Origin of the sequence: Brevibacterium moorei (assembly GCF_024580735.1) — a bacterium.
GTDB classification, from domain to species: Bacteria; Actinomycetota; Actinomycetes; order Actinomycetales; family Brevibacteriaceae; genus Brevibacterium; species Brevibacterium moorei.
The window spans coordinates 56401-81264 of sequence record NZ_JANIJX010000007.1 but is presented as its reverse complement, the minus strand read 5'-3'; the positions used below and the strand labels follow the sequence as shown (position 1 = coordinate 81264).

The following is a 24864-nucleotide window of genomic DNA, read 5'->3' as shown; positions in this document are numbered from 1 at the left end:
GTCAGACTCCTAATACGCTTAGCTGCCAAGCGTAATCGAAGGCGATCTCGCGCCAGGCGTCGTAACGTCCGGAGACGCCCCCGTGACCGGCCACCATCTCGGTTTTCAGCAACACATCCGCTCCGACCTCGCGCAGCCGGGCCGTCCACTTCGCCGGCTCCACGTAAAGCACTCTGGTGTCATTGAGACTGGTCAGCGCCAGGATCTGCGGGTACGGGTGGTCTCCCACGTTCTCATAGGGCGAATAGGACTTCATATAGGCGTAGACCTCCGCATCGTGGAGTGGATCACCCCATTCGTCCCATTCGATGACGGTCAACGGCAGTTCGGGCATGAGGATCGAGGTCAGGGGGTCGACGAAGGGCACGTGCGCGCTGATCCCGGCGAATCGGTCATAACCGATATTGGCCACGGCCCCCATCAAAAGGCCGCCGGCCGAACCACCGGTGGCGACCAGCCGTTGTGGGACGGTCAGTCCCTTGTGGATCAGGTGATCCGCCGCCGCGACGAAGTCGGTGAAGGTGTTCCGCTTGCTCAGGGTCTTGCCCTGGTCGTACCAGGCCCGGCCCATCTCCCCACCGCCGCGGATATGGGCCACCGCATAGACGACCCCCCGGTCCAGCAGGGACAGCCGGGCGATCGAGAAGTACGGATCCATACTGGCCTCATAGGATCCGTATCCGTAGAGCACAGTGGGTGCGGGGTAGGACACCACCCGGTCGGCGCGCCAGACGATCGATACGGGAATCAGCGTGCCGTCGGACGCGGGAGCCCATTCCAGACGCTGGCTGTAACTGGCCAGATCAGCCCCGCGCACCGCCTGCTGCTTGCGCACCGTGGCCTGATCCGTGAGCACGTCGTAGTCGAGCACCTGGCGCGGAGTGATCCAGGAGGTATAGCCCAGGCGCAGCAGTTCCTGCCCCCATTCGGGGTTGCCGGCAACACCCAGTGTGCCGATCTCCTGGCCCGTGGGGATCTCCCGCAGCTGTGGGTAGGTGAAGGTGTCGTTGCCCAGGACCTGGGCCGCGATCGGCTTCTCGCCCTCTTCCATCTCCCGGCCCACGCCCAGGTCGATCACACCGACCCGGGCGAATCCGCCCTCGCGGTAGGAGATCGCCAGGAACCCGGCGAAGGCGTCGACGCCCTCGATCCGTTTGCCCTCGAGCACCTCCGGCGCCAGTACGGGACGCACCGGGTCCGCGCCGATTTGCTCGAGCACCGGCACGTCGACGATTTCGAAGTCCGCGCGATTCTCATTGTGCGTGATGAGGAAGCGGCTCTCGCCGCCGATCACGGCGTGTTCGACATTGTATTCGACGCCGTCGACCATAGGCCGCACCCGCACCGGATCCTCCAACGGCGCCGAGGTGTCCAGATAGGACCAGTCCGAGGTCACCTTGGATTCGCTGACGAGGAAGATGTACTTCTTCGAACGGCTGATCGCCAGCCCCACGAAGTAGCGCTCATCGGACTGGTGGAACACCTGCACGTCCTCGGCCGCCGGAGTTCCGATCCGGTGGCGCCAGACGGTATCCGGCCGCCAGGCGGCGTCCACGGTCGTATAGAAGAGGTATTCGCCCCTGCGGTCGAAGAACACGGGGCCCACGGTGTCGGGGATCTGATCGGCCAGGTCCTTGCCCGTGTGCAGATCGCGCAGGCGCAGCAGATAGCGTTCGTCCCCGGTGGTGTCGACCGAGTAGGCCAACATCCGGCCGTGGGCGGACAGGGAGAAGGTGCCCAGGGAGAAGAACTCCGCCCCTGCGGCCAACGCATTGAGGTCGAGCACCACGTGTTCGCCGCTCAGCTTGCCGGTCCCGACCACCGGGGGTTCCCAGGCGTCGTCGGCGGTTGCCGGCACGGCGGTGGCACGGCACTGCACCGGATAGTCCTTGCCCTCATAGGTACGGGCGAAGTACCAGTAGCCGCCGATGCGCACCGGCACCGACATATCGGTTTCCTGCGTATGGTCCTTGATCTCGGAGAAAATGGCCTGACGCAGATCCTCCTGGCCGGCGGTCCGCGCGGCGGTATAGGCGTTCTCCGCCTTCAGGTGCGCGATCACCTGCGGATCGTCCTTATCGCGCAGCCATTCGTACTGATCGATGAACGTGTCCCCGTGGTGGGTGCGGGTGTGCGGTACCTGCTTCGCCTGTGGCGGGGTCACGTTTTCAGTCATGGTGTCACCCTATCGGACGGGGCGGACACGGCCGGGATTCGCCGATAGGGACGACATGGAAAGCCCCTTGACACGTTCGGCCGACGTGTAAAGAAATCGTCGAAGACTTTACACGTCGGCCGAATGATACGGGGCCGGGCGACCCTCTCAGTTCAACGAGCAGCTCAGTCCAACAGGCTGTGGCGCACGATCGACTGTTCGCGATCCGGGCCAACGCCGATCACCGACATCCGGCAGCCGGACAGGCGCTCCAGTGCGAGCACGTAGTCCTGGGCATTGCGCGGCAGGTCCTCGAAGCTGCGCGCCGAGGTGATGTCCTCTTTCCACCCGGGGAAGGTCTCGTAGACCGGGGTGGCGTGGTGGAAGTCCGACTGGCTCGTGGGCATCTCGTCCAGGCGCACCCCGTCGACGTCATAGCCCACGCATACCGGGATCTCCTCGATCCCGGAGAGCACGTCCAGTTTGGTCAGCACATAGTCGGTGAAGCCGTTGACGCGCGCGGCGTAGCGGGCCACGACCGCGTCGTACCAGCCGCAGCGGCGCGGCCGGCCGGTGTTCACGCCGTACTCCCCGCCCGTCTTCTGCAGGTACAGGCCCATATCGTCGAACAGTTCCGTGGGGAAGGGGCCCGCGCCCACGCGGGTCGTGTACGCCTTGATGATGCCCACCGACCGGGTGATCCGGGTGGGCCCGATGCCAGAGCCGACGCAGGCTCCGCCGGCGGTCGGGTTCGAGCTGGTGACGAAGGGGTAGGTGCCGTGGTCCACATCGAGCATGGTCGCCTGGCCGCCCTCCATCACGACGACCTTGCCGGCGTCCAGGGCCTGGTTGAGCAGTAGTTCGGTGTCGGCGACCATGGGGCGCAGGCGCTCGGCGAACTGCAGCAGGTAATCCACGGTCTCGTCGACGTCCACGGCGCGGCGGTTGTAGATCTTGACCAGCAGTTCGTTCTTCTGTTTGAGCGATCCCTCGACCTTCTGGCGCAGGATCGATTCGTCGAACAGGTCCTGGATGCGAATGCCCAGGCGCGATGCCTTATCGGAGTAGGCCGGGCCGATGCCGCGGCCGGTGGTGCCGATGGCCCGCTTGCCCAGGAAGCGCTCCGTGACCTTGTCCAGCGTCTGGTGGAAGGGCGCGACCACATGGGCATTGGCGGAGATCTTCAGATGATCGGTGCGGGCACCGCGGGCCTGAAGCGCGTCGATCTCCGTGAACAGGGCCTCGAGGTTGACGACCACGCCGTTGCCGATGACCGGGGTGACGTTCGGGGACAGGATGCCGGCGGGCAGAAGCTTGAGTTCGTACTTCTCACCGCCGACGACGACGGTGTGCCCGGCGTTGTTCCCGCCGTTGGGCTTGACCACGTAATCCACGCGGGTACCCAGGATGTCGGTAGTCTTTCCCTTACCCTCGTCGCCCCACTGGGCTCCGACGACCACAATTGCCGGCATAAGTCATCACAACTTTCACACACTAGGAATCCGCGGTCGGTGTAGATCCGGCCGCGGATGTACCTGCCCATTCTACCGAACGGGCGGGTGCGAGCGGAGGTCGGCGCTCAGAGCGCTTCGATCTGGGCCACTGCGCTGGGGTCGGAGTCGGTGAGGAACTTCCGCACCCGCTGTGCCTCCTCTTCCTCCCCGATCGAGGCCGCCGCACGGCCCAGCGCGTACAGCGCCCGCAGGAAGCCCTGGTTGACCGGATGGCTGAACGGGATGGGGCCCGTGCCCCGCCAGCCGGCGCCGCGCAGGGCGTCCAGGCCGCGGTGATAGCCCACCCGGGCGTAGGCGTAGGAGTCGACCCGACGTCCCTCTTCGAAGGCCTCGTCGGCCAGCAGGGCCCAGGCCAGGCAGCTGGCCGGCAGGTCGTGGGCCACATCGATGGGTTCCTCGCCGCCCTCCAGGCGCTTGGCGGCCTCGACGTCAGGGTGGTCGTCGGGCAGGTAGGTGGGCTGGGGGCCCAGCTGCTTGGCGTCCAGGTCGCCGATCAGCGACGGATGGGAGATGTGTTCGCTCATGGTGTCCTCGGTATTCCTCGGGTGGTCCGTTGGGATCTGGCTCCCAGCGTAGTCGGCACCCTCGCACACCCGGCACGCGCCCCGGGCCACCCGCCGTTTAAGAAGCGGCTCATCCGGCGCGGGTACCATGACGGCAGCCGTAGAAATCCCAAGGAGAATGGAAGAACATGACGACTTTGAGCGTGATCGGTGTCGGATACCTGGGCGCCGTCCATGCCGTGTGCATGGCCGAACTGGGACACACCGTGATCGGCCTGGACGTCGATTCCGAGCGCGTCGCCTCGCTCAACGCCGGGCGCGCGCCGTTCTTCGAACCCGGCTTCCAGGAGCTGCTGGACCGCTCGCTGGCCTCCGGACGGCTGCGCTTCACCACCGACTACGCGGATCTGGCCGAGGCCGAGGTGCACTTCCTGGCCCTGGGCACGCCGCAGCGGGCGGATTCCCACGCCGCCGATCTGAGCTTCCTGCAGGCGGCCGTGGCATCCCTGGCCGGCGTGCTGGCGGACCGGGAGCAGCCGGCCGTATTGGTGGGCAAGTCGACGGTCCCGGTGGGCACCGCGCGCACCCTGGCCCGGCAGCTGCGCAACCTGGAGCACCTCGAGCTGATCTGGAACCCGGAGTTCCTGCGCGAGGGCCACGCGGTGGCCGACACCCTGCACCCGGACCGGCTGATCTACGGCACCGCCGATGGCACCGAGGACCCCACCCAGGTGGCCATCCTCGACCGGGTCTACGCGCCCCTGTTGGCCTCGGACATCCCCCGCCTGGTGTTCAACTTCGAAACCGCCGAACTGGTCAAGGTCAGCGCGAATTCGCTGCTGGCCACGAAGATCAGTTTCATCAACGCCATCGCCGAGGTCTGTGAGGCCTCCGGTGCCGACGTCACCCAGGTTGCCCGGGCAATCGGCCTGGACCCGCGGATCGGGCCGGCCTTCCTGGCCGCCGGCGTCGGCTTCGGCGGGGGCTGCCTGCCCAAGGACATCCGCGCCTTCTCCGCCCGGTCCGCCGAATTGGGCGCAACCGGCGCCGTCGGGCTGCTCGAGCAGGTCGACGCGATCAACCTGGGCCGCCGCCAGCGGGTCATCGACCTCGTCGCCGAGGCCCTGCCCGGCGCTGCGGGAGCGGCACCGGCCGTGACCGTGCTGGGGGCGGCCTTCAAACCCAATAGCGACGATGTCAGGGACTCCCCCGCCCTGGACATCGCCTGCCGCCTCCGGGCGGCCGGCTATGACGTGACGGTCCACGATCCGCAGGCCCTTGCCAATGTGCGGCGCCGGTTTCCCGATCTGCGGGCCGTCGACGATCTCGACGAGGCCCTGGCCGGGGCCCGGGTCGTGCTGCTGCTGACCGAATGGCAGGACTACCGCCCCGGCCACCTGGCCGCGTCCCGCGCCGCCGGGCTCATGGCCCCGGCGCCCGTGGTGATCGATGGGCGCAATGCGCTCGACCGGGATGAGTGGGAGGCCGCCGGCTTCACCTTCCACGGCTTGGGCAGGTAAGGCGGGTAACGGCGGGACCGCACCGGTGCGGTCCCGCCGCCCAGAGCTCAGTCGGTCTTGACCGCCGAGGGCTGGATGGCGAAGGGATTGTGCGCCAGCGCGCCGAACACGCCCGCGCCGGCCAGGGAGTCCAAACGGTTCTTATCGGGCACGCCCGTGACCCAGACCTTCAACCCCGCATCGGTCCAGGACTTCAGGTCATCCGCTCCCGCGGGCACCGCGACCATCGTCACCCCGGCCCGCTTGAGATCCTCCGGTGTCTGTGCACCGTCGCCCGCTGCGGCCGACGCGTCCCGCCCGTCGAGCTCGGCCAGCTCGGCGGCCTTCTTCACCGCAGCGTCCGGCGCCGCCTGCGCATGGGCGGCGGGCTGTTCGTAGAGAGTGGCGATCGCGCCCTTGGACCCCTGGGAAACGGCCCGCAGCACCTGCAGGCTGTTCGAGCGCACGATGAGTCCATCGGCGCGACCGGCCGAATCGACATCGGCCAGGAACGGTTCGACCACGTCCACGGAGTCGATCTGCACGTTGAAGACCGTGGCCTTGCCCAACTCGTCCAGGGCCTGGTGCCAGGTCAGCGGAGTGCCCTGTTTGGCGTTCTGCGCACCGTCGAATGGTGCGATCTTCGCCGCCAGGAAGTCCTTGGTGCCGGTCCGGGCGACCGGCTGGGCCAGGCCCATCCGCTTCTGCGCCGTCGCCGCATCGGCCACCACCACGTCCTTATCGGCGGTCAGCGCCACCTGGGGTGCCGGCAGATATCCGAAGCGGGCGTTCTCCGTCAGCGCCTCCTTGGAATTCGGGGCGTAGAGCGCATCGCCTGCGCCAAGCGCCGCCACCGCCGGGGAGTTCAGCGCGTCCACGGTGAGGACCTTGCCCGGTTTGAGCACACTGTAGGCCACCAGCACGATCACCGCGAGCACGACGATGGCCCCGGCGACCAGCGGGGCATTGAACTTCTTGCGCTCCCCGGTCTCCAGCCGATCGATCCGGGCCTGGCGCTTGGCGTCCTTGGCCGCGCGCTCCAGTGCCGCTGCGTCCGGGGCCTGCTTCCCCTGCTTGCCGGGCCGAACGGACCCGGACGCTGCGGATTTCTTCTTCCGCGCGCTCATCGTGCTTCGTCCCCGGCCGTCTCAGTGGCGGTCAACAGGGTGCCACGGCTGCGATCGGTCACTCCGGTCGCCCCGGTGACCAGGCCGCGCAGGAATCCCGCGCCCCAGGTGATGTGCATGGTCGGCAGGATGAGCATGAACCACGCCCGCTCCAACGCTCCGGCGTCCTCGGCCCGCAGGCCCGCGCGCAGTACCAGGCCGGCATAGGCCAGGCTGGGCACGTGCACCAGGGAGGTGAACCGGCGCAGCGGTTTCGGCCAGTGGCCGGTGATCCCGCAGACCTGCAACAGCGCTTCGAGCAGCGCGGCCGAGACCCCCAGCACCAGCAGGGGCGGGGCGAAATAGCGTAGGGACGTCCTGCGCGGATAGCGCCGGGTGATCTCCGCACGCCAGATGCCGGTGGCGTAGAACTGCTGGGCGATCCGCTTGTACGAGGTGCGTGGCCGGTATACGACCTGCAGCTCGGGAGCGAACCGGATCCGCCCGCCGGCGGCGCGGATGCGCAGATTGAGTTCCCAGTCCTGGCCGCGCCGCAGCTCCTCGTCGAAGCCGCCCAACACCTCGAAGACCTCGCGGCGGAAAATGCCCAGATAGGCGCTTTCCGCGTCCTGTGCCTCGTCCCCGGCGTGATAGGCCGGCCCGCCCAGACCCAGCGGGCTCATATACGCCCTGGCCACCGCCCGCTGGAACGCCCCGGTGCCGCGGGCGAGCATCAGGCCGCCGCAGTTGGCGGCGCCGGTGGACCGCAGCACCTCGACCCCGCGGCGGGCGTAGTCGGGGGTCAGTTCCGAGTGCGCATCGACCCGGATGATGACGGGCATGCTGGTCTGGGCGACGGCCAGGTTCAGACTGGTCGGGGTGTCACCGGCGAGATTGTGCACGATCTTCACCCGTCGATCGGTCGCCGCGATATCGGTGACGATCTCCGTCGTATCGTCTGTTGAGGGCCCCAGCGCCACCACGATCTCGATCTCGTCGTCGTAGTCCTGGGCCAGGATCGTCGCGATCGCCGCCGCGATGGTCTGGGCCTCGTTGAGCACCGGCATGATGAAGGACACGCCGGGATGGGCCGGCAGTTCGGGCAGGGCCTGGGGCGCCAGCGCGCCGACCGGGGAATGTGTCACTTGTGCTTCTCGTATTCCTTCACGACGTCTGCGGTGGGCCCATCGGCGCGCAGATCGCCCTTCTCGATCCAGATGGTGCGGTTACAGGTATCGCGGATCGATCGCATCGAATGCGACACCAGGAAGACGGTTCCGGCATTCTCGCGGATATCGCGGATGCGTTTCTCGGAGCGCTGCTGGAACTGCTTGTCACCCACGGACAGGGCCTCGTCGACGATCAGGATCTCGTAGTCCCTGGCCGTGGCAATCGCGAATTTCAGGCGCGCGGTCATACCGGAGGAATAGGTGCGCATCGGCAGGTCGATGAACTTCTCCAGCCCGGCGAACTTCACGATGTCGTCGTACTTCGATTCGATGTCCTCCCGGCTCATGCCCATCGCCAGGCCGCCCAGGATGACGTTCTGGGAGCCCGACAGGTCCCGGATCAGCGCCGCGCCGACGCCCAGCAGGTTGGGCCTGCTGTTGGCGTAGACGGCACCGCGGGTGGGCGGGATCAGCCCGGTCAGGGTGCGCATCAGGGTCGACTTGCCCGAACCGTTGGAGCCGATGACGCCGATCGATTCGTTCGCGTGCGCGACGAAGGAGATGCCCTTGAGCGCGTGCACGGTCTTCATCGAGCGGCCGCCACTGCGCTTGAGCATGCCGGCCAGGTCGTTGCCCGCGACCCGTTTGCCGGTGGCCAGGGTCTTGAACTCGATGTGCAGATCGTCGCAGATGACGATCGGTTGGTCCTTCTCCGGCTGTGCGGTGATCACACCGAGGCTGCCGGTGGTGGGGCGCGGTTCGCGGAACGGGCGCTCCTTGACCTGTACAGGAACGGGCGTGGGCTGAGCGGCCGGCTCCGGGTTGCGGGCGCGCGCGGCCTCCAGGGCCTGCGCCTGCCACGCCTCGTCCGCCCGAATCGCGGCGACCCGTGCGGAACGGGGCCGCGGCAGCTCACTCTGCGCGTCCTCGGCCCCCGCCGGCACGGGAACCGGGCGGTCGGCCGGGCGGACACCCGTCAGGATGTACTCCCAGTCCTCTTCCCAATCGTCATTCGCGCCCATATCGCTCCTCGGCCTTCCAGAAGTACACGGTGCCGACGACCAGCATGACGACGGACCAGATGGCCAGCATCCACCACATCGAGGGGTCGTAGGGATGGTCGGCCGGCAGCAGGAGGCCGCGGGCGATCGACAGCACCTCGTTGAGTGGATGCCAGGGGTAGATCGCCTCCAACACGGGGTGGCCCGCGACGATCCGCTGCGGGTCGAAGAACACGCCGGAGGTGTAGAAGATCATCCGGGAGATGAAGGGGGTGACCTGGCTCAGATCGTGGAAGTGCACTGTCAGGCGGGCGAAGATGAGCGCCACGCCCATGTTGAACATCGTGAACAGGACGATCAACCCGATCATGGCGAACCAGGACCAGCTGGGCCTGGCCCCGAAGATCATCGCGACGATGACCATGAGCAGCAGGGTCGGGATGAAGTTCAGCAGGTTCTGCGCCACCTGTGCGATCACCAGCACCATGCGGGGGAAGGGCAGGGTCTGGACCAGGGAGGTGTTCTTGATGATCGACTTCGAGCCGCCGGTCATCGAGGAGTTGAAGAACTCCAACATGAACACTCCGACGACCACATAGGGCACGAAGTTCGGGGGCCTCGAGCCGCCCAGGATCAATCCGAAGATGCAGCCGTACATGATGGCCGAGAGGATGGGGCGCAGCAGTACCCACGCCATTCCCAAACGGTTGCGCTCGTTCTCGCTCTTGATCCGGTACTTGGCGAGCGAGAGTGTGAAGTCACGGCGCTTCCACACCTCGCGCAAATACGCGAAGAGGTTCGGACGCGCACCGACACGCGAGAGCCCGTACTGGGCCGCCAGTTCAGCACTGGTCGTCATAGGCAGCTGCACACTTCCTTCGGCAAAGATAACCCTCTTAGTGTAGTCAGACCCACGGTTTTGGCCTAAGCCCCTGGATTGTGGCGTTGCTCAACGTGGTCTGTGGGCCGAATGTGGGTTCCTTCGGAAAGACCGGGCTTGCGCATTCGGTCGGACTTGCGCGCTTTGAGCGCCTTCTTCAACTCGAAGCCGTCGGCAGCTGCTTCGGCCCGGGTGATCCGCTCATCGCCGGCGAGCGCCAGGGCCTTCTTGGCGGCATTGTGCGCCGCCGGCGCTCCCAGGGTCTCGACCCCGGTCAGAGGCGCGTGCGGGTCCGCACCGCCGAACAGCAGCACCTGGCCGTCACCGGAGCCGAGGTCGCCCAGGACGATCGGCACGGCGGCGGTTTCCGCCGTGCCGCCCGGCTCCCCCACCGTGAAGAGCCGCAGTGGGCCCTGGAAGCTCCAATGCCAGCCGAGCTCGCACCAGACGGCCGCCGTGCCCGCGGGCTGCGCACGTTCTGCCAGGCGTGTGCCCAGCCAGGCGCCCTGACCGTTGGCCAGCGACTCCGAACCGTATGCGGGCTCGGCGTCGTCGATGAGCCGGGCGATATCACCGATCGCATAGACCTCGCCGCCGGCCCCGGCCACGCGCAGCCGCCGGTCGACCAACAGGTGCCCCTGAGGCGTGCGCTGCCATTCGTCGGGCAGGCCAGGGGGCAGGGCGGGCACGGCCCCGGTGGCGACCAGCCACAGCGCGTGGGCGCCGGCCGCGGGGGCCGGATCGTGTGCGGCGAAGGCGACACCGGCGGCACTGTGCAGCTCGCACAGGGCCAGGCGCATGGGGGTGCTCAGGCTCGTCACGGGCAGCTGCCCGCGCAGGTGGACAGTGGGGTGCGCACCGGCCTCGGCGGCGGCCCTGGCCATTTCCAGAGCCAGATAGCCCGAGCCGAGGACGCCGATATCGCGCACGGGCGCCACGTGGCCCGGCCCCAGCCCCAGGGCGGCGCGGGCGGCGAGCGCGGAGTCCGCGTCGAAGATCCGCAGTGCCCGCACGCCATCCAGCGCCGCCGGTACCGGGCGCGGGCGCATCCCGGTGGCCAGGACCAGGACGTCATAGGTCACGGTGGTGCCGTCGTCCAGGTGGATGGCGCCGGCCGCTGGTCTGTCCGGAGCCGCACCTGGCAGGGCCGGTTCGGGCACGGACTCGTCGATCCGGGTCACCGTGCCGGTGCGTCGGCGCACGCGGGGCGCGCCGTCCTGCGCTCCGTCGGCCAAGCCCCCCGGCCGGTCAGCGGGCCACAGTCGGGCGGGCTCCGCCTCGGGGTCGAACAGGGATTTCGACAGGGGAGGGAGCTCCACGGGGTCCGCCCGTGAGTCGATGAGGGTCAGATGTCCCGTCCGGGGGCCGGCCGCAGCCCAAGCGCGGGCCAGTGCGGTGCCGGCGGCACCCGCGCCCACCACCACCGTGTTCGGGGACGAATCGTTCTGCTCGGAGTTCGATTCCGGATCGACGCGTGCTGCCATACGGCCCACCCTAGCCGGTGGACTAGACTGCTTGGAATGAAGAAGCCTGTCTTCACGTTCACCGGCGGCAATGTCTCCAAACTGCTCGCCATCCCCAAATACGCGGGTTCCTTTCTGCTCTCGAAGTTCGTCCCGCGCAAGAGCGACCGTTGGGTGTTCGGCTCGGGCATCGGCGTGGGCGAGGGCGCCCTGGTCGTCGCCCGGCGCCTCAAGCGCGAGGACGCGCACGTGCAGATCAGCTGGCTGACCGCCGATGCCGACCAGGACCGCGCCGCTGCGGCAGAGGGCTTCGCCCCCGTGCGCCGGAAGTCGGCCGCCGGGTACTGGGCCACGCTGCGCGCCGGCCAGATCGTCATCACCCACGGCTTCGGCGACGCCAACCGCTACGGAGTCTTCGGCGGCTACGTCGTCCAACTGTGGCATGGCGTGCCCCTGAAACTGCTACACCTGGACTCCCCCTCCGTGACCAGTCTGCCGGGCGCCGCGGGGCGCCTGGCCCACCTGCTGGGACCCGCGCAGAAGATCCTGGCACGGATGTACTCCTATGGCGATCAGCAGATCTCCCTGTTCGTCGCCGGCGCCCCGGAGACCGCCAGGCGCCTGCGCTCGGCCTTCCGACTGGATCCCGGGAGGGTCCGCGTGCTGGGCGATCCGCGCGTGGACGAACTGGCCGCCCAGGCGGAGAGTCCGGCCAAGGCAGCCGCTGCCCGCGCGCGGATCCTCAAGGTGCTGGGCCTGCCGGCGGAGACCTCGGGCCCGCTGGTGATCTACGCGCCCACCTGGCGCAACGGCGATGAGGACCCGGCGGTGCCCACCGATGCCGAGGTCGCCGAACTGCGCGCGGTGCTCGAGCGCATCGACGGGCATCTGGCGATCCGGCCGCACCGCCTGGGCTTCGGCCCCTATGAACGGGTCGCCTCCGGGCGCATCCACCTGTTGGGCTCGGACCTGATGCCCGAGGTGACCGGCGATCTGGGCGCCTTCGACGCGCTCATCACCGACTACTCCTCGATCGCGATCGACTACTCGGTGCTGGGCCGGCCGATCATCTGGTTCGCCCCCGACCTCGAGGTCTACGCCGCGACCCGCGGGCTCTACGAGCCCCTGGAGGACACGGTGGGCCCCGACGGCTCGGTGTTCCACACCTGGGGCACCACGCTGAACTATCTGGAACAGGCGCTCAGCTCCGGATCCACCGCCGGCCGGTTCGCCCACGCCGCCGCCGTGGACCTGTCCTATCGGTTCCACAGCTTCCCCAAGGGAGCCTCGGCGGCCCGGGTGCTGCGCCAGATCCGCCATGACCGGCTGCCGGAGTCACAGCTGGTGGAATCCGGCGGCGTGTTCTTCGAGAGCTTCTACGGCCGCCAGGTCTCGGACAATCCCCTGGCCATCGACGCCGAGGTGGCCCGCCGGTTCCCGGCCCTGCCCCGGTACTGGTCGGTCACCGACGAGGACGAACAGGTGCCCCAGGGGGCACAGGCCGTCCTGGTGGGCAGCCCCGAATGGTTCGCCGCCCGTCGGCGCTCACGCCTGCTGGTGGTCAACGACTGGCTGCGCTACGGCTTCCGGGCCCGCCGCGGCCAGCACGTGCTGCAGACCTGGCACGGCACGATGTTGAAGAAACTGGCGATCGCCAAGCCGGACGCCACCCTGCGTTCGAAATTCGCAGCCGCCAGGGAGTCGGGCCGCTGGGACCTGTTGTTGAGCCAGAACCCGCATTCGACCGCCGAATTCCGCCGCTGTTATGCCTACCGCGGTCCGATCCTGGAGACCGGTTATCCGCGCGACGACCGGTTGGTACACGCCCTGGACGAAACGGGCCGGCCCACCTGGCAGGCGCGCAGTGCTGCGGCCCGCGTGCTCGGCGCGGATCCGGAGACCCGCATCCTGGTCTACGTGCCGACCTGGCGTTACGAGGGGACCCGGCCGGTGGAGCTGCTGGATCCGCAGTGGCTGGCCGAACGCCTGGGCGCCGACTGGACGATCGTGGTGCGCGGGCACACCAGGGCCGCCGGCGGTGCCACCGCCCGTTCCACCCTGCGCGAGGTCGATTCCGAATCGGCCGAGCTCGAACCGGCCGGGCCGGCGCCGGCGGCCACCGTCGCCGAGGTCATCGACGCCTCCGCCCACCCGGATGTCGCAGATCTGTTCCTGGCCGCCGATCTGCTCATCACGGATTACTCCTCGGTCATGTTCGATGCGGCGATCACGGGCGTGCCAATGCTCTTCTTCGCCCCTGACAAGGACAGGTACGACGGGGAGCGCGGCTTCACCTTCGACTTCGACGCCGCAGCCCCCGGACCGGTTCTGACCGACCGGGAAGCACTCATCGGCCTGGTCGAGGCGCTGAGCGCCCAGGGATCCGATGCCGGCTGGGTGCGCGATTACGCCGAACGGGCCGCCGCCTGGCGGGAGCGCTTCATCGTCCACGACGACGGCCACGCGGCCGCCAGGGTGGTCGACGACCTGGTCGAGCGCGGCTGGCTGGGCTGAGCCGTTGGCCGGTCTGAACCGTTAGGGTGGGGGCATGTTACCCACCGTGATGTTCGTGTGCACCGGCAACACCTGCCGTTCCCCCGTGGCCGAGCGCCTGGCCGCCCTGCTCGATCCCGACACCCGCTTCGTCTCCACCGGAACCTATGCGATCTTCCCGTCGATCGATGCGGATATGGCGGCCCAGTTACGTCGCCTGGGCGGTGACGACACCGGTTTCAGCGGCACCCAGCTCAGCGCGGCCAATGCCGCCGCGGCCGATCTGATCGTGGCGCTGACCCGCGAACACCGGCGCTTCATCGTCGAGTCCCTGCCGGGTGCGGCCGAGCGCACCGTGATGCTCAAGCCCTATGCCAGGGCGGTCGCCGCAGGCCAGGCCACGGCCTGGAATCCACCGGCGGACCTCGCGGCCGGGGTCAACGGCGACTCCTCCGACGATGTGGCCGATCCCTACCGGCTGGGCTGGAACGAGGCGGAGCGCGCCGCGGATGAGATCCACGACGCGCTCCGGACGATCCTGCGCCTCTAGTCCGGCGCAACCGGGGTGGGACGGAAGCCGCCCCACCCCGGCGACACCGGCCGTAGGTCACTTCATGGCGTTGCCGGCCGAACCCAGTTGGCCGGCGGCCAGGGTGATGCGCGCGGCCATACCGGCCTCGCCCGCCTTGCCCCAGGCACGCGGGTCGTAGGCCTTCTTGTTCCCGACCTCGCCGTCGATCTTGAGCACGCCGTCGTAGTTCTTCAGGATGAAGTCGGCCACGGGACGCGTGAAGGCGTACTGGGTGTCGGTGTCGATGTTCATCTTCACCACACCGTAGGACACGGCCGCCGCGATCTCCTCGGCCGAGGAGCCAGAACCACCGTGGAACACCAGGTCGAAGGGCCGGTCCACACCGAACTTCGCACCCAGCTCGGCCTGGATGTCTTTCAGGATCTCCGGGCGCAGCTTGACGTGGCCGGGCTTATAGGACCCGTGCACATTGCCGAAGGTCAGGGCGGTCAGATAGCGGCCCTTCTCCCCCAGGCCCAGCTTCTCGATCGTCGCCAGACCGTCGGCGGCGGTGGTGTAGAGCTTCTCGTTGATCTCACCGGTCACGCCGTCCTCTTCGCCGCCCACGGCACCCACCTCGATCTCCAGGATCTGGTGGGCTGCATGGGTCAGTTTCAGCAGGTCGGCTGCGATGTCGAGGTTCTCCGGGACCTCGATCGCCGAGCCGTCCCACATGTGCGACTGGAACAGCGGGTCCTGGCCGCGGTCGACCCGCTCCTGGGAGATCGCGATGAGCGGCTTGACCCAGGTGTCGACCTTGTCCTTCTGGCAGTGGTCGGTGTGCAGCGCCACCTTCACGGGGTAGTTCTTGGCAACGGTCGCGGCATACTCGGCCAGGGCGACCGAACCGGTAATGCGGTCCTTGATGGTCGAGCCGGAGGCGTACTCCGCACCGCCGAAGGACAGCTGGAGGATGCCGTCGGATTCCGCCTCGGCGAAACCGCGCAGGGCTGCGGTGACCGTCTGCGAGGAGGTCACGTTGATGGCCGGGTAGGCGAAACCGCCCTCCTTGGCTCGATCGATCATTGCCGCGTATTCGTCGGGACTTGCGACGGGCATGGGTTCTCCTTAGTTCGGTGGGGCCGGATACTGCTCCCCATCTTTTCAAATGAGCCCCACCATGTCACGCCACCGGCCCCTGCGATCCGCTCAGCGGAGCCGATCGGCCGCCGCGTGAACCGCCCGCGAACCGGCGTGGGCGACCCGCCCCGGGGTGTGCGCGATCCGGGAGCCCGCAGCCCGCAGCCGGTCGCGCTTGCGCACGCGCACGACCTCGGACCCGTCCAGATCGAGCACCTGGCGCGAGGGCGAGGCCCCGGACAGCTTGCGCGCCACCAGCAGGACGGCCACGCCCAGGCAGATGAAGACCACGCCCAGCAGGGCCGGCGCGCGGTAGCCCAGACCCGCCGAGATCAGCACCCCGCCCAGGAAGGCGCCCAGGGCGTTGGACATGTTGAATGCCGAGTGGTTCAGCGCCGCCGACAGGCTGGGGGCGTCATAGGCGTCGCGGAACAGCCGGGCCTGCAGCGAGGTGGCGAACAGATTGCCGCCGGCGGCCAGCAGGAACAGCCCGGGCAGCACCACGACGGCGTGGCCCATGAACAGTCCCAGACACACCAGCACGAGGGCCAGGCCACCGAGCGCCCAGAAGGCCGCCCGGTCGATCGACTTGTCGATCAGGGGGCCCGCCACGAAGGCACCACAGGTCATGCCGACGCCGTAGAGCGCCAGGACCCAGGGCAGGACGGCAGGCGGCAGGCCCGCGACATCGGTCACAATGGGCGAGACGTAGGTGTAGACGGCGAACTGTCCCATGTTCCCGATCGAGCCGGCCACCAGGGCCAGCCAGACGGCGGGCCGTTTCAGGGTCGCGAACTCGCGGCGCACCCCTGCCGGGGTGTAGGCGATGTGTTCGGGCAGGCAGGCCTTGAGCGCCACCAGGGTGAACACTGCGACCACGACGACCAGTCCGTAGGCCGCCCGCCAGCCCAGGTTCGCCCCCAGCCAGGCCGCGATCGGCACGCCCACGATGTTCGCCACGGTCATGCCCATCCCCACCCGGGCCATCGCCCGGCCGCGCCGTTGCGGTTCGACCAGCGAGGCAGCGACGACCGCGGCAGTGCCCAGGTAGCCGCCGTGGGGCAGCCCGGAAAGGAAGCGGGCACCCAACAGCACCTCCATGTTCGGCGCCAGCAGTGCCACCACATTGCCCGCGGCGAACAGGCCGATGAGCGCCAACAACAGCGGTTTGCGCGGCAGCCGGGTGGTCAGCGAGGCCAGTAGAGGTGCGCCCACCACAACGCCAAGGGCGTATGCGGTGACGGCACGGCCCGCCTGCGGGATGCTCGCGCCCAGATCGTCGGCCAGCAGGGGCAGCACGCCCATGGTGGCGAATTCGGTGGTGCCGATGCCGAAGCCACCCAGGGCCAGGGCGGTCAGCGCCAGCACCAGGCGGCGGTCGGTGGAAGTGGAAATGGCCAAAGCGCTCCTTCTGGGCCGGTGGCGGTCGGGATCCGAGATCTGTGATGACTGTGCGGATGACTGTGCACTCCGGGCAACACGGATAGACCCTGGGAACGCGCCGGGGCGCACTCGTGGCAGGGTCTGCAGCATTGCGGGAGGTGGTCCGATTGGACCGATGAATCAATTCTCCACCCCGCCGGGGCGGTCTGTGAAGGGGTTTCCGGTGGTTTTCGAGCCTGCTTCCCTGTGCAATCGGGCACACGGTCTGCGCGCCGATCCCCACGAGTGCGCATGGGTTGTCGAGAGGGCCCAGAATAAGACCATGACAGACACCGACTCGACCGGCGCCGACTTCCTCATCATCGGCGAGGCCGTCATCGACATCGTCCGCCCGGCCCACCATCCCGACGGCTCCCACGATGTGGAACACGTGGGCGGTTCCCCGGCCAATGTCGCCCTGGGCCTGGCCCGGCTGGGCCACCGGGTCCGCTTGGCCACCGCGCTGGGCGCGGTTGCGGGGACCGGCCCCGATCGGCACGCCCGCCGGATCGCCGAAAGGCTGGAGGCATCCGGAGTGAACATCGACGCGGGATCCCATCGGCTGGCGCGCACGCCCACCGCGCTGGCCACCCTGGACGAGGCGGGATCCGCACAGTACCGCTTCGACCTGGCCTGGGAGTTCGACCCCGCCGCCCACCCAGCGCCCACCGGCCACGTCCACACGGGTTCCATCGCGACCTTCCTGGAGCCCGGCGCCACCGCCCTGGTGGACTACCTGCGCGGGCTGCGCACAGGATCCGACGGGATTGCCGCCGCCCACGGCACGCACCCCAGCATCAGCTTCGATCCGAACATCCGGCCCACCCTGGTGGGATCGCGGGAGGAGGCCAGGGCCCGGACCGAGGAGATCTGCGCGCTGGCCGATGTCGTCAAGGCCAGCGATGAGGACCTGGCCTTCCTCTACCCCGGGGTGCCACTGACACGGGTCATGCGCGACTGGGCCGGGCTGGGCCCGGCCCTGGTGGTCATCACCCGTGGCGGTGCCGGGGCCCTAGCCTGCACCGGCGGTCGGGTCGTCGAACTGCCCGCCTCCCCCACCGCGGTCGTCGACACGGTCGGCGCGGGCGATTCCTTCATGGCGGGATTGCTCTCGGGCCTGGCCGATGCAGGCGCCCTGGGTCCGTGGGGCCCCGAGCGCACGCGGCGCCGGCTCGATCCGGCCGACTGCCTGCCGGCCCTGCAGCGGGCGCTGGCCGCGGCCTCGGTCACGGTCGGGCGCGCCGGCGCCGATCTGCCCCTGCGGTGCGAATTAGGGGCCTGAAGCTCCCGTTGCCTTCGAGAGCATAAGCGGCTTAGACTCGGAGATGTCTAAACTGAACGAACGATCGAGGAAGTTCCATGGATAATCTCCTGAACAAGGAAGAACTCGAATTCGCAGAGCACATGCGCGAGTTCTATCGCACCGAAATCCCAGAGGACATCCGGTACCGCCAGGCCATCGGCAGCGAAGAGGGCACCCACGACGATGTGGTCGCCACGCAGCGGATCCTCAACAAGCACGGATACGCCGTGCCCAACTGGTCCGTCGCCTCCGGCGGTCAGGACTGGACCCCGGTCCAGCGCCACATCTGGCTCAACGAGATGCAGCTGGCCTGCGTGCCCCAGCCCCTGGCCTTCAACGCCTCCATGGTCGGCCCGGTCATCGACACCTTCGGCTCGCAGGAGATCAAGGACCGTTTCCTGCCAGCGACGGCGAACATCGACATCTGGTGGTCGCAGGGCTTCTCGGAGCCCAATGCGGGTTCCGACCTGGCCTCGCTGAAGACCTCGGCTGTCAAGCAGGGCGATAAGTACATCGTCAACGGCCAGAAGACCTGGACCACGCTGGGCCAGTACGGCGACTGGATCTTCACCCTGGTCCGCACCGACCCGAACGTCAAGAAGCAGGCCGGCATCTCCTTCCTGCTCATCGACATGAAGTCCCCGGGCCTGACCGTGCGCCCGATCCAGCTGATCGACGGCGGCCACGAGGTCAACGAGGTCTTCTTCGACAATGTCGAGGTACCCGTCGAGAACCTGGTGGGCGAGGAGAACAAGGGCTGGACCTACGCCAAGTTCCTGCTGGGCAATGAGCGCACCGGCATCGCCCGGGTGGGCGAGTCCCAGGTCAAGCTGGCCCGCGCCAAGGCCTATGCCGCCGCCACCAAGACCGCCAAGGGCTCCCTGCTGAACGACCCGGCCTTCTCCGCGCGCATCACCACAATCGAAGCCGAACTCAAGGCCCTCGAGTTCACACAGCTGCGCATCCTGTCGACCCAGGTCGCCGGTGCCGACAAGCCCGACCCCCGGTCCTCGATTCTGAAGCTGCGCGGTTCGCGCCTGCAGCAGGACATCACGGAACTGCTCACCGACATCGTCGGCCCGCAGGGACTCGACTTCGTCGACTCCCGCGAGGTCCGCACCAAGTTCACGACCCTGCCCCACGGCGCGGCCGATGCGCTCAAGACGTACTTCAACTACCGCAAGGTGTCGATCTACGGCGGCTCGTCCGAGGTACAGCTCGGCATCATCTCGAAGGCCCTGCTGGGCCTGTGACGGCCCGACGTTAAGAGGAGGAACACATTTCATGGATCTTGAACTCACCGACATCCAGCAGGAACTGGGCGCGACCGTTGCCCGCCTGCTCAAGGACAAGTACGACGCGTCCGCCCGTGAGGCCATCCTGGCCGGCGAGCTGGGCTACAGCGAGGAGATCTGGCAGCAGTTCGCCGAACTGGGCCTGACCTCGCTGACCATCCCCGAGGAATTCGGCGGAGCCGGCATGGGCTTCGGCGAGGTCGCCGTGGTGATGGAGGAATTCGGCAAGGCGCTCGTGCTCGAGCCCTACGTCCCCACCGTCATCCTGGGCGCCGGCCTGGTCGAGGCGCTGGGCACCGACGCCCAGAAGGAGGAGATCCTCCCCGCCGTGGCCGAGGGCGCGAAGAAGCTGGCGTTCGCCGGCTATGAGCCGCTGGCCCGCTACGAGCTGGCCAGCCCGTCCACCACCTTCGCCGACGGTGTGCTCAACGGCGAGAAGGTATCGGTGTGGGGCGGCGACGCAGCCGACACCTTCATCGTCTCGGCGAACAACGACGGGGTGCTGTCCCTGTTCCTCGTCGATGCCGCTGCTGCGGGCGTCACCGTGGACCCGCGCCGCCAGGCCGACGGCCTGGGCAGCGCAGCGGTGCTCTTCGAGAACGCCCCTGCCACCCCGCTGGGCGCGGGCGACCCGAGCGCCGCACTGGAGTACGTCATCGACACCGCCAATGCGGCACTGGCCGCCGAAGCGGTGGGTGCGATGGAGTCCGCATTGGCCATGACCGCGGACTATCTGAAGACCCGCGAGCAGTTCGGCGTGGCGATCGGCACCTTCCAGTCGCTGCAGTTCCGCGCCTCGGAGTGCTACGCCCTGCTCGAGGACGCCAGGTCGATGGCCCTGTACGCGAAGCTGGCGATCGTCCAGGACCCCGATGGCACCTCCAAGGAACGCCACCGCGATGTGCTGGCGGCCAAGCTCGTCATCGACAGCTCCTCGCGCCACATCATGCAGGAGTCGATCCAGCTACACGGCGGCATCGGCATGACGATGGAGTACCCGATCGGACACTACGCCAAGCGCCTGACCGTCATCCCGCGCACCTTCGACGAGCAGGGCACGGTCAACCAGGAGCTGGCCGATCTGGGCGGCCTGGTGGAGCCGGCAGCAGCCGATCTGTAACATCCGCTGCGCCGTACCCCGGCCGCACACCTCACTGGGGCCGATGAATCACGCTGATTCCTCGGCCCCAGTGGCGTATCGGCACACGGACGCATCCACCACACCCGGCAAAGGAGAATCGAGAACCATGAGCACCAAGAATCAACGCTTCATCCTGGCGGCCCGCCCGCAGGGCCTGCCCGGCCGCGAACACCTCCACTTGGAGGAGACCGAGGTCCCGGTCCCCCGCGATGGCCAGGCCCTGCTGCGCACCTTGTACCTGAGCCTGGACCCGTATATGCGCGGACGCATGTCCGACGCCCGGTCGTATGCCAAACCGGTTGAGATCGGCCAGACGATGGTCGGCGCCACCGTCGCCGAGGTCGTCGAATCCCGATCCACCGCGGTCAGGGCCGGCGACATCGTGCTGGCCTACGGCGGCTGGCAGACCTTCTCCGTACAGCCCGCAGACACGCTGCGCGTCCTCGATGCCTCCGTGGCACCTGTGACCACGGCACTGGGCGTACTGGGCATGCCCGGTTTCACCGCCTACTCCGGCCTGCTGGCCATCGGCCGCCCGCAGCCCGGTGAGACCGTGGCGGTGGCCGCCGCCACCGGCCCGGTGGGCCTGACGGTGGGCCAGATCGCCCGTCTCAAGGGCGCCAGGGCGATCGGCATCGCCGGTGGGCCCAAGAAGACCGCGCTGTTGGAACAGGTCGGCTTCGATGCGGCCCTGGACCACCGGGAACCCGATCTGCGGGGACGGCTCAAGGCCGCCGCGCCCCAGGGCATCGACGTGTACTTCGAGAACGTCGCCGGCCCCGTCTGGTGGGATGCTGTGCTGCCGCGTTTGAACACCTTTGCGCGCGTTCCCGTGTGCGGCCTGGCAGCACAGTACAACGGCGTGGACCACCCCACCCCGGCCGGCACCGGGGAACGGCTGATGAACGCGGTCCTCACGCGCAGTCTGACCCTCCGCGGGTTCATCCAGAGTGAGTTCGTCGAATCGATGGAGGCGGACTTCCTGCGCGAGATGACCGAGTGGGTGGCAAGCGGCCGGGTGAAGTACCACGAGGACATCACGGACGGCTTCGAGCACACCCCCGAAGTCTTCGCTGGGATGCTGCAGGGCAAGAACTTCGGCAAGACGATCATCCACGTCGCCGACTGACCCCCTTCGGCAGTGGCTCCACACTGGCACCTGTGGCTCGATAACTCACGACTTATCGAGCCACAGGCCCCTTTGTGGAGCCACCGGCAAGGCGCGGGCACTTACCCGAGGGCGCCCGACTCGCGAGGCCCCCGATGGGGTTGCTGCGGGGTCAGTTCACCCGCTGGCCGAATTCGTGCCTGCGGATCCAGGCGTGCATCGCGATCGCGGCCGCCGCTGCCGCATTCATCGACCGGGTCGACCCGTACTGCTCGATCGACAGCACGGCCCGGCATGCCGCATGGGCCTCGGGGGTCAGCCCCGGACCCTCCTGCCCGAACAGCAGCACGCACCGCTCGGGCAGCTCATAGGTCTCCAGCTGCTGGGAGTCGGGGAAATTGTCGATCCCGATCAGGGCCAGCCCGTTCTCCTCACACCAGGCGGCGAACTCCTCGACGCTGCCATGGTGGTGCACGTGTTGGTACCGATCGGTCACCATCGCCCCGCGCCGGTTCCAACGGCGCCTGCCCACGATGTGCACAGCCGCCGCGTTGAAGGCGTTGGCGGTGCGCACCACGGATCCGATGTTCAGATCGTGCTGCCAGTTCTCGACGGCCACGTGGAAGCCGTGGCGCCGCGTGTCCAGGTCCTCGATGATCGCGTCCATCGTCCAGTAACGGTAGCCGTCGAGCACATTGCGGCGGTCGCCCGTGCGCAGCAGTTCCGGATCGTAGCGCTCGTCGTCGGGCCAGGGGCCCTCCCAGGGGCCGAGGCCGACCTCCGGTGTCGTGCCCCCGGGCACCTCTGGGGTCGGAGCCGTCGTGGCGGGGGCCCCGGGCCCCGGAACCGGGGTCGCCCCGGCGTCCGCGCTCACTTGGCCTCGGGCTCCTCGGCAGCGGCGTCCGCTGCGTCATCGGCCGCGGACTCCTTGGCCGCCGCACCCGTGCGGTCCTTGGCGGTGGCCGTGAGCTTCTTGCTCTTGCGGGCCCTGGCCAGCTTGCCGGACCGGCCGGTGCCTGCCAGCAGATTCTTCTCATAGGCCGCCGAGGCCATGGCGCGCAGCACCAGCCCCACCACGACCGCGATGACCAGGGACACCAGGCCGACCCACCAGTCGGTCTGACCGCTGAGGTACAGCTTGGGAATGGCCACGGGCGCTGTCAGCGGGATGTAGCCCAGCACCTTCAGAACCAGTGAGTTCGCTGCGAAGAACATCGGCAGGAACGCACCCACCACGACCAGTACACCCGTGACCAGGTAGAACACCTTCGTGGAGCGGCGGCCCGACAGGCTGCCGGCCCACAGATACAGCGAGGGGAACACCAGGGCGGCGGCCAGGTAGACGGTCAGTCCCCAACCAAGGCCCGGCAGCATCTTGACCACCGGCTGGCTATAACCCAGGATCGACATGCCCAACAGCAGGATGACATAGGCCAGCAGGATGTAGATGAGGGCCGGGGTGAGTGCCCCGGTGACCCGGCCGCGCGCGATCGAGCGCACGGGCACTGCGGCGGCCATCACCTCGGAGATCCGACTGCGCTTCTCCAGCCGCAGAGTCTGGTAAACCGCCTGGCCCAGGCTCAGGAAGGCGATGATCGTCAGCGCCACCAGGCCCCACAGCACCGGAGTGGCCAGCTTCTGCGATACGGCCGGGGCGTTGAGCAGGGTGACACTGGGCTTGGGCGAGAGCTTGTCGATGATGTCGGAGGGCTCCTGGTCCAGGGCGATGAACGAGGAGGTCCCCGTCGTCTGGTCCTGGATATAGGCGGCGTCGGCCTTGCCCTCGCGCACAGCGTCCTGAGCGGCCTGGACCGATTCGACGTCGAGCACCTTCATGCCGAGCTGCTGCTCGGCCATCTGCTCCTGGCCCTTGACGCCCATCATCGCCAGCGTCTTCTCCGACGCATCGCCACCACCGGATGACGCCTTCGCCTGGTTGAAGCCGACGATCAGGGCCGCCAGCACGCCCAGCGCGATGACGAGCACCGCGACGATGAACAGTGGGCTCTTGGCCACCGCCTGGGTGTCCCTGTTGCCCACCAGCCAGGCGGCCTGACTCGGTTTGAGTTCGCGGAACTCGCTGACCAGACCGGTCGCGGGTTCGTCACCGGTGAGCACCAGATCGGCCAGCTCCTCCGGTACCTCTTCGCCGGGGAAGGTCTGCAGGGGCGCATCGCCCACGGCAGCTCCCAGGTCCTCGGGATCGTTCGCTCCGGCGCCGGGCGCCTTATCGTCTTTTTCACTCACTCAGATCAGCTCCCCGAACATCTCGTCCATTCCCGGTCGGTGGGGACCGAAGGCGCGTAGCCCCGGCAACCCGGCGACCGCCTCGCTCGCCTGTTCTGCGGTCTGCGCCGCGAACTGGATCGTGGCGCCGATCGCGGCGACCTCGGTGATCCCCCGCGCACCCTCCAAACGGGTCACGGCCCGTTCCGCCTGTCGCTCGGCGCTCAATTCCACCCGGTACCCGGCCTGCTCGGCCTGCAGCTCGGCCAGCGTGCCCGCGGCCACCACCTTGCCGGCCGACAGCACCACCAGATCGTCCGCGACCCGGCCGGCGCCGGCGGCGTCGCTCGTGGTGAAGATGACGGGCACGCCCGAGGCCGCATGATCGCGCAGCAGGGAGAACACCAGGTCCAGGCTCTCCTCGTCGAGCCCGGAGAAGGGCTCGTCGAGCACCACCACGTCCGGATCGGCGGCCAGCGCGCCGGCCACATCGACGCGTGCGGCCTCGGCCCCGGTCAGCTGGTGCAACGGGGCGTAGGCGCGGTCGGACAGTTCGAGGCGCGAGAGCAGGGCGATCGCATTGTGTTCGGCCGCACCCAGGGTCATCCCGTGCAGGCGGGCGAAGAACACGATCTGGTCGAGCACCTTCATATCCGGATAGCCGCCGCGCTCGCCGGGCAGATAACCGAAGTTCTGCCGATCGCCGTAGCCCAGTTCCGTGCCCTCGAGGCTGATCGTGCCCTCGAAGTCGAGCAGGCCCATGATCGCGCGGGCCAGTTCCGTCCGTCCCGAACCGCGCCGCACGAGAACCCCGGTGATGCGGCCGGGGGCCGCCTGCAGGGAGACGTCGTCGAGCCAGGTCTTCCGGCCGGATTTCACCGTGATACCAGATAGTTCAAGCAAAGCCGTTCCTTCGTTGGTGTTGTTGGGCCCGC

General features: G+C 68.4%; 20 protein-coding genes. 7 read left to right on the top strand and 13 right to left on the bottom strand.

All coding sequences use genetic code 11. The features are described 5' to 3' along the window. Position 1: 1 nt before the first annotated feature. From NQ034_RS06880 to NQ034_RS06870, 3 genes are all read right to left on the bottom strand, one after another. On the bottom strand, positions 2–2176 hold the full coding sequence (locus tag NQ034_RS06880; protein WP_257047859.1) for a S9 family peptidase: 2175 nt from the start codon (positions 2174–2176) through the stop codon (positions 2–4). 164 nt (positions 2177–2340) lie between these two features. Continuing rightward, positions 2341–3627, bottom strand: a complete 1287-nt coding sequence (locus tag NQ034_RS06875; protein WP_257047858.1) for an adenylosuccinate synthase — start codon at positions 3625–3627, stop codon at positions 2341–2343. A 107-nt stretch (positions 3628–3734) separates the two neighbouring features. After that, positions 3735–4193, bottom strand: a complete 459-nt coding sequence (locus tag NQ034_RS06870; protein ID WP_257047857.1) for a DUF3151 domain-containing protein — start codon at positions 4191–4193, stop codon at positions 3735–3737. A gap of 167 nt (positions 4194–4360) precedes the next feature. Between NQ034_RS06870 and NQ034_RS06865 the strand changes: the two genes are divergently transcribed. Continuing rightward, the gene (locus tag NQ034_RS06865) at positions 4361–5692 is read left to right on the top strand and encodes a UDP-glucose dehydrogenase family protein (RefSeq protein ID WP_257047856.1); all 1332 of its coding nucleotides are present in this window, start codon (positions 4361–4363) and stop codon (positions 5690–5692) included. A gap of 47 nt (positions 5693–5739) precedes the next feature. On the opposite strand, the gene NQ034_RS06860 is transcribed toward NQ034_RS06865, so the two are convergent. The 5 genes from NQ034_RS06860 to NQ034_RS06840 form a co-directional block, all read right to left on the bottom strand. After that, positions 5740–6798 carry a hypothetical protein gene (locus tag NQ034_RS06860; RefSeq protein ID WP_257047855.1) on the bottom strand — a complete coding sequence of 353 codons (1059 nt, stop codon included), beginning with the start codon at positions 6796–6798 and terminating at the stop codon, positions 5740–5742. Next, complete coding sequence (locus tag NQ034_RS06855; RefSeq protein WP_257047854.1) at positions 6795–7922, bottom strand: glycosyltransferase family 2 protein; 1128 nt, start codon at positions 7920–7922, stop codon at positions 6795–6797. Before NQ034_RS06855 ends, NQ034_RS06860 begins: the two co-directional genes overlap by 4 nt. Continuing rightward, a complete protein-coding gene (locus tag NQ034_RS06850) occupies positions 7919–8968 on the bottom strand; it encodes an ABC transporter ATP-binding protein (protein ID WP_373456798.1) in 1050 nt (349 codons plus the stop codon). The genes NQ034_RS06855 and NQ034_RS06850 overlap by 4 nt, the downstream gene beginning before the upstream one ends. Further along, positions 8955–9806, bottom strand: a complete 852-nt coding sequence (locus NQ034_RS06845) for an ABC transporter permease (protein ID WP_257047853.1) — start codon at positions 9804–9806, stop codon at positions 8955–8957. The genes NQ034_RS06850 and NQ034_RS06845 overlap by 14 nt, the downstream gene beginning before the upstream one ends. A gap of 65 nt (positions 9807–9871) precedes the next feature. Next, entirely contained in the window at positions 9872–11311 is a 1440-nt protein-coding gene (locus NQ034_RS06840) for an FAD-dependent oxidoreductase (protein ID WP_257047852.1), read from the bottom strand. 36 nt (positions 11312–11347) lie between these two features. Here NQ034_RS06840 and NQ034_RS06835 point away from each other — a divergent pair, with 36 nt between their 5' ends. Together NQ034_RS06835 and NQ034_RS06830 are read left to right on the top strand one after the other, a co-directional pair. Further along, positions 11348–13804: a CDP-glycerol glycerophosphotransferase family protein gene (locus NQ034_RS06835; RefSeq protein WP_257047851.1), complete on the top strand. Its 2457-nt coding sequence runs from the start codon at positions 11348–11350 to the stop codon at positions 13802–13804. 34 nt (positions 13805–13838) lie between these two features. Next, on the top strand, positions 13839–14333 hold the full coding sequence (locus NQ034_RS06830; RefSeq protein WP_257047850.1) for an arsenate reductase/protein-tyrosine-phosphatase family protein: 495 nt from the start codon (positions 13839–13841) through the stop codon (positions 14331–14333). Positions 14334–14390: 57 nt separating this feature from the next. Here NQ034_RS06830 and fbaA read toward each other — a convergent pair whose 3' ends face one another. Beyond that, positions 14391–15413 (bottom strand): class II fructose-bisphosphate aldolase, encoded by a 1023-nt coding sequence (fbaA, locus tag NQ034_RS06825; RefSeq protein WP_257047849.1) that lies wholly within the window; start codon positions 15411–15413, stop codon positions 14391–14393. Positions 15414–15503: 90 nt separating this feature from the next. Further along, positions 15504–16835 (bottom strand): MFS transporter, encoded by a 1332-nt coding sequence (locus NQ034_RS06820; RefSeq protein WP_257047848.1) that lies wholly within the window; start codon positions 16833–16835, stop codon positions 15504–15506. 304 nt (positions 16836–17139) lie between these two features. Between NQ034_RS06820 and NQ034_RS06815 the strand changes: the two genes are divergently transcribed. The 4 genes from NQ034_RS06815 to curA all read left to right on the top strand — a co-directional run bounded on the left by NQ034_RS06815 (position 17140) and on the right by curA (position 21724). Then, entirely contained in the window at positions 17140–18138 is a 999-nt protein-coding gene (locus tag NQ034_RS06815; protein WP_257047843.1) for a carbohydrate kinase family protein, read from the top strand. 77 nt (positions 18139–18215) lie between these two features. After that, on the top strand, positions 18216–19412 hold the full coding sequence (locus tag NQ034_RS06810; protein ID WP_257047842.1) for an acyl-CoA dehydrogenase family protein: 1197 nt from the start codon (positions 18216–18218) through the stop codon (positions 19410–19412). Between the two features lie 31 nt (positions 19413–19443). Then, a complete protein-coding gene (locus tag NQ034_RS06805; RefSeq protein WP_257047839.1) occupies positions 19444–20574 on the top strand; it encodes an acyl-CoA dehydrogenase family protein in 1131 nt (376 codons plus the stop codon). A gap of 127 nt (positions 20575–20701) precedes the next feature. Then, positions 20702–21724 carry an NADPH-dependent curcumin/dihydrocurcumin reductase gene (gene curA, locus NQ034_RS06800; protein WP_257047838.1) on the top strand — a complete coding sequence of 341 codons (1023 nt, stop codon included), beginning with the start codon at positions 20702–20704 and terminating at the stop codon, positions 21722–21724. A gap of 151 nt (positions 21725–21875) precedes the next feature. Here the strand turns inward: curA and NQ034_RS06795 are convergent, their stop codons facing one another. The 3 genes from NQ034_RS06795 to NQ034_RS06785 all read right to left on the bottom strand — a co-directional run bounded on the left by NQ034_RS06795 (position 21876) and on the right by NQ034_RS06785 (position 24832). Next, positions 21876–22505, bottom strand: coding sequence for a TrmH family RNA methyltransferase (locus NQ034_RS06795; protein WP_257047912.1), 630 nt, complete (start codon positions 22503–22505; stop codon positions 21876–21878). 68 nt (positions 22506–22573) lie between these two features. Then, positions 22574–23950, bottom strand: a complete 1377-nt coding sequence (locus NQ034_RS06790; RefSeq protein ID WP_257047837.1) for an ABC transporter permease — start codon at positions 23948–23950, stop codon at positions 22574–22576. Then, the gene (locus NQ034_RS06785; protein WP_257047836.1) at positions 23951–24832 is read right to left on the bottom strand and encodes an ABC transporter ATP-binding protein; all 882 of its coding nucleotides are present in this window, start codon (positions 24830–24832) and stop codon (positions 23951–23953) included. It lies immediately after the preceding gene. Between the last annotated feature and the right edge of the window lie 32 nt (positions 24833–24864).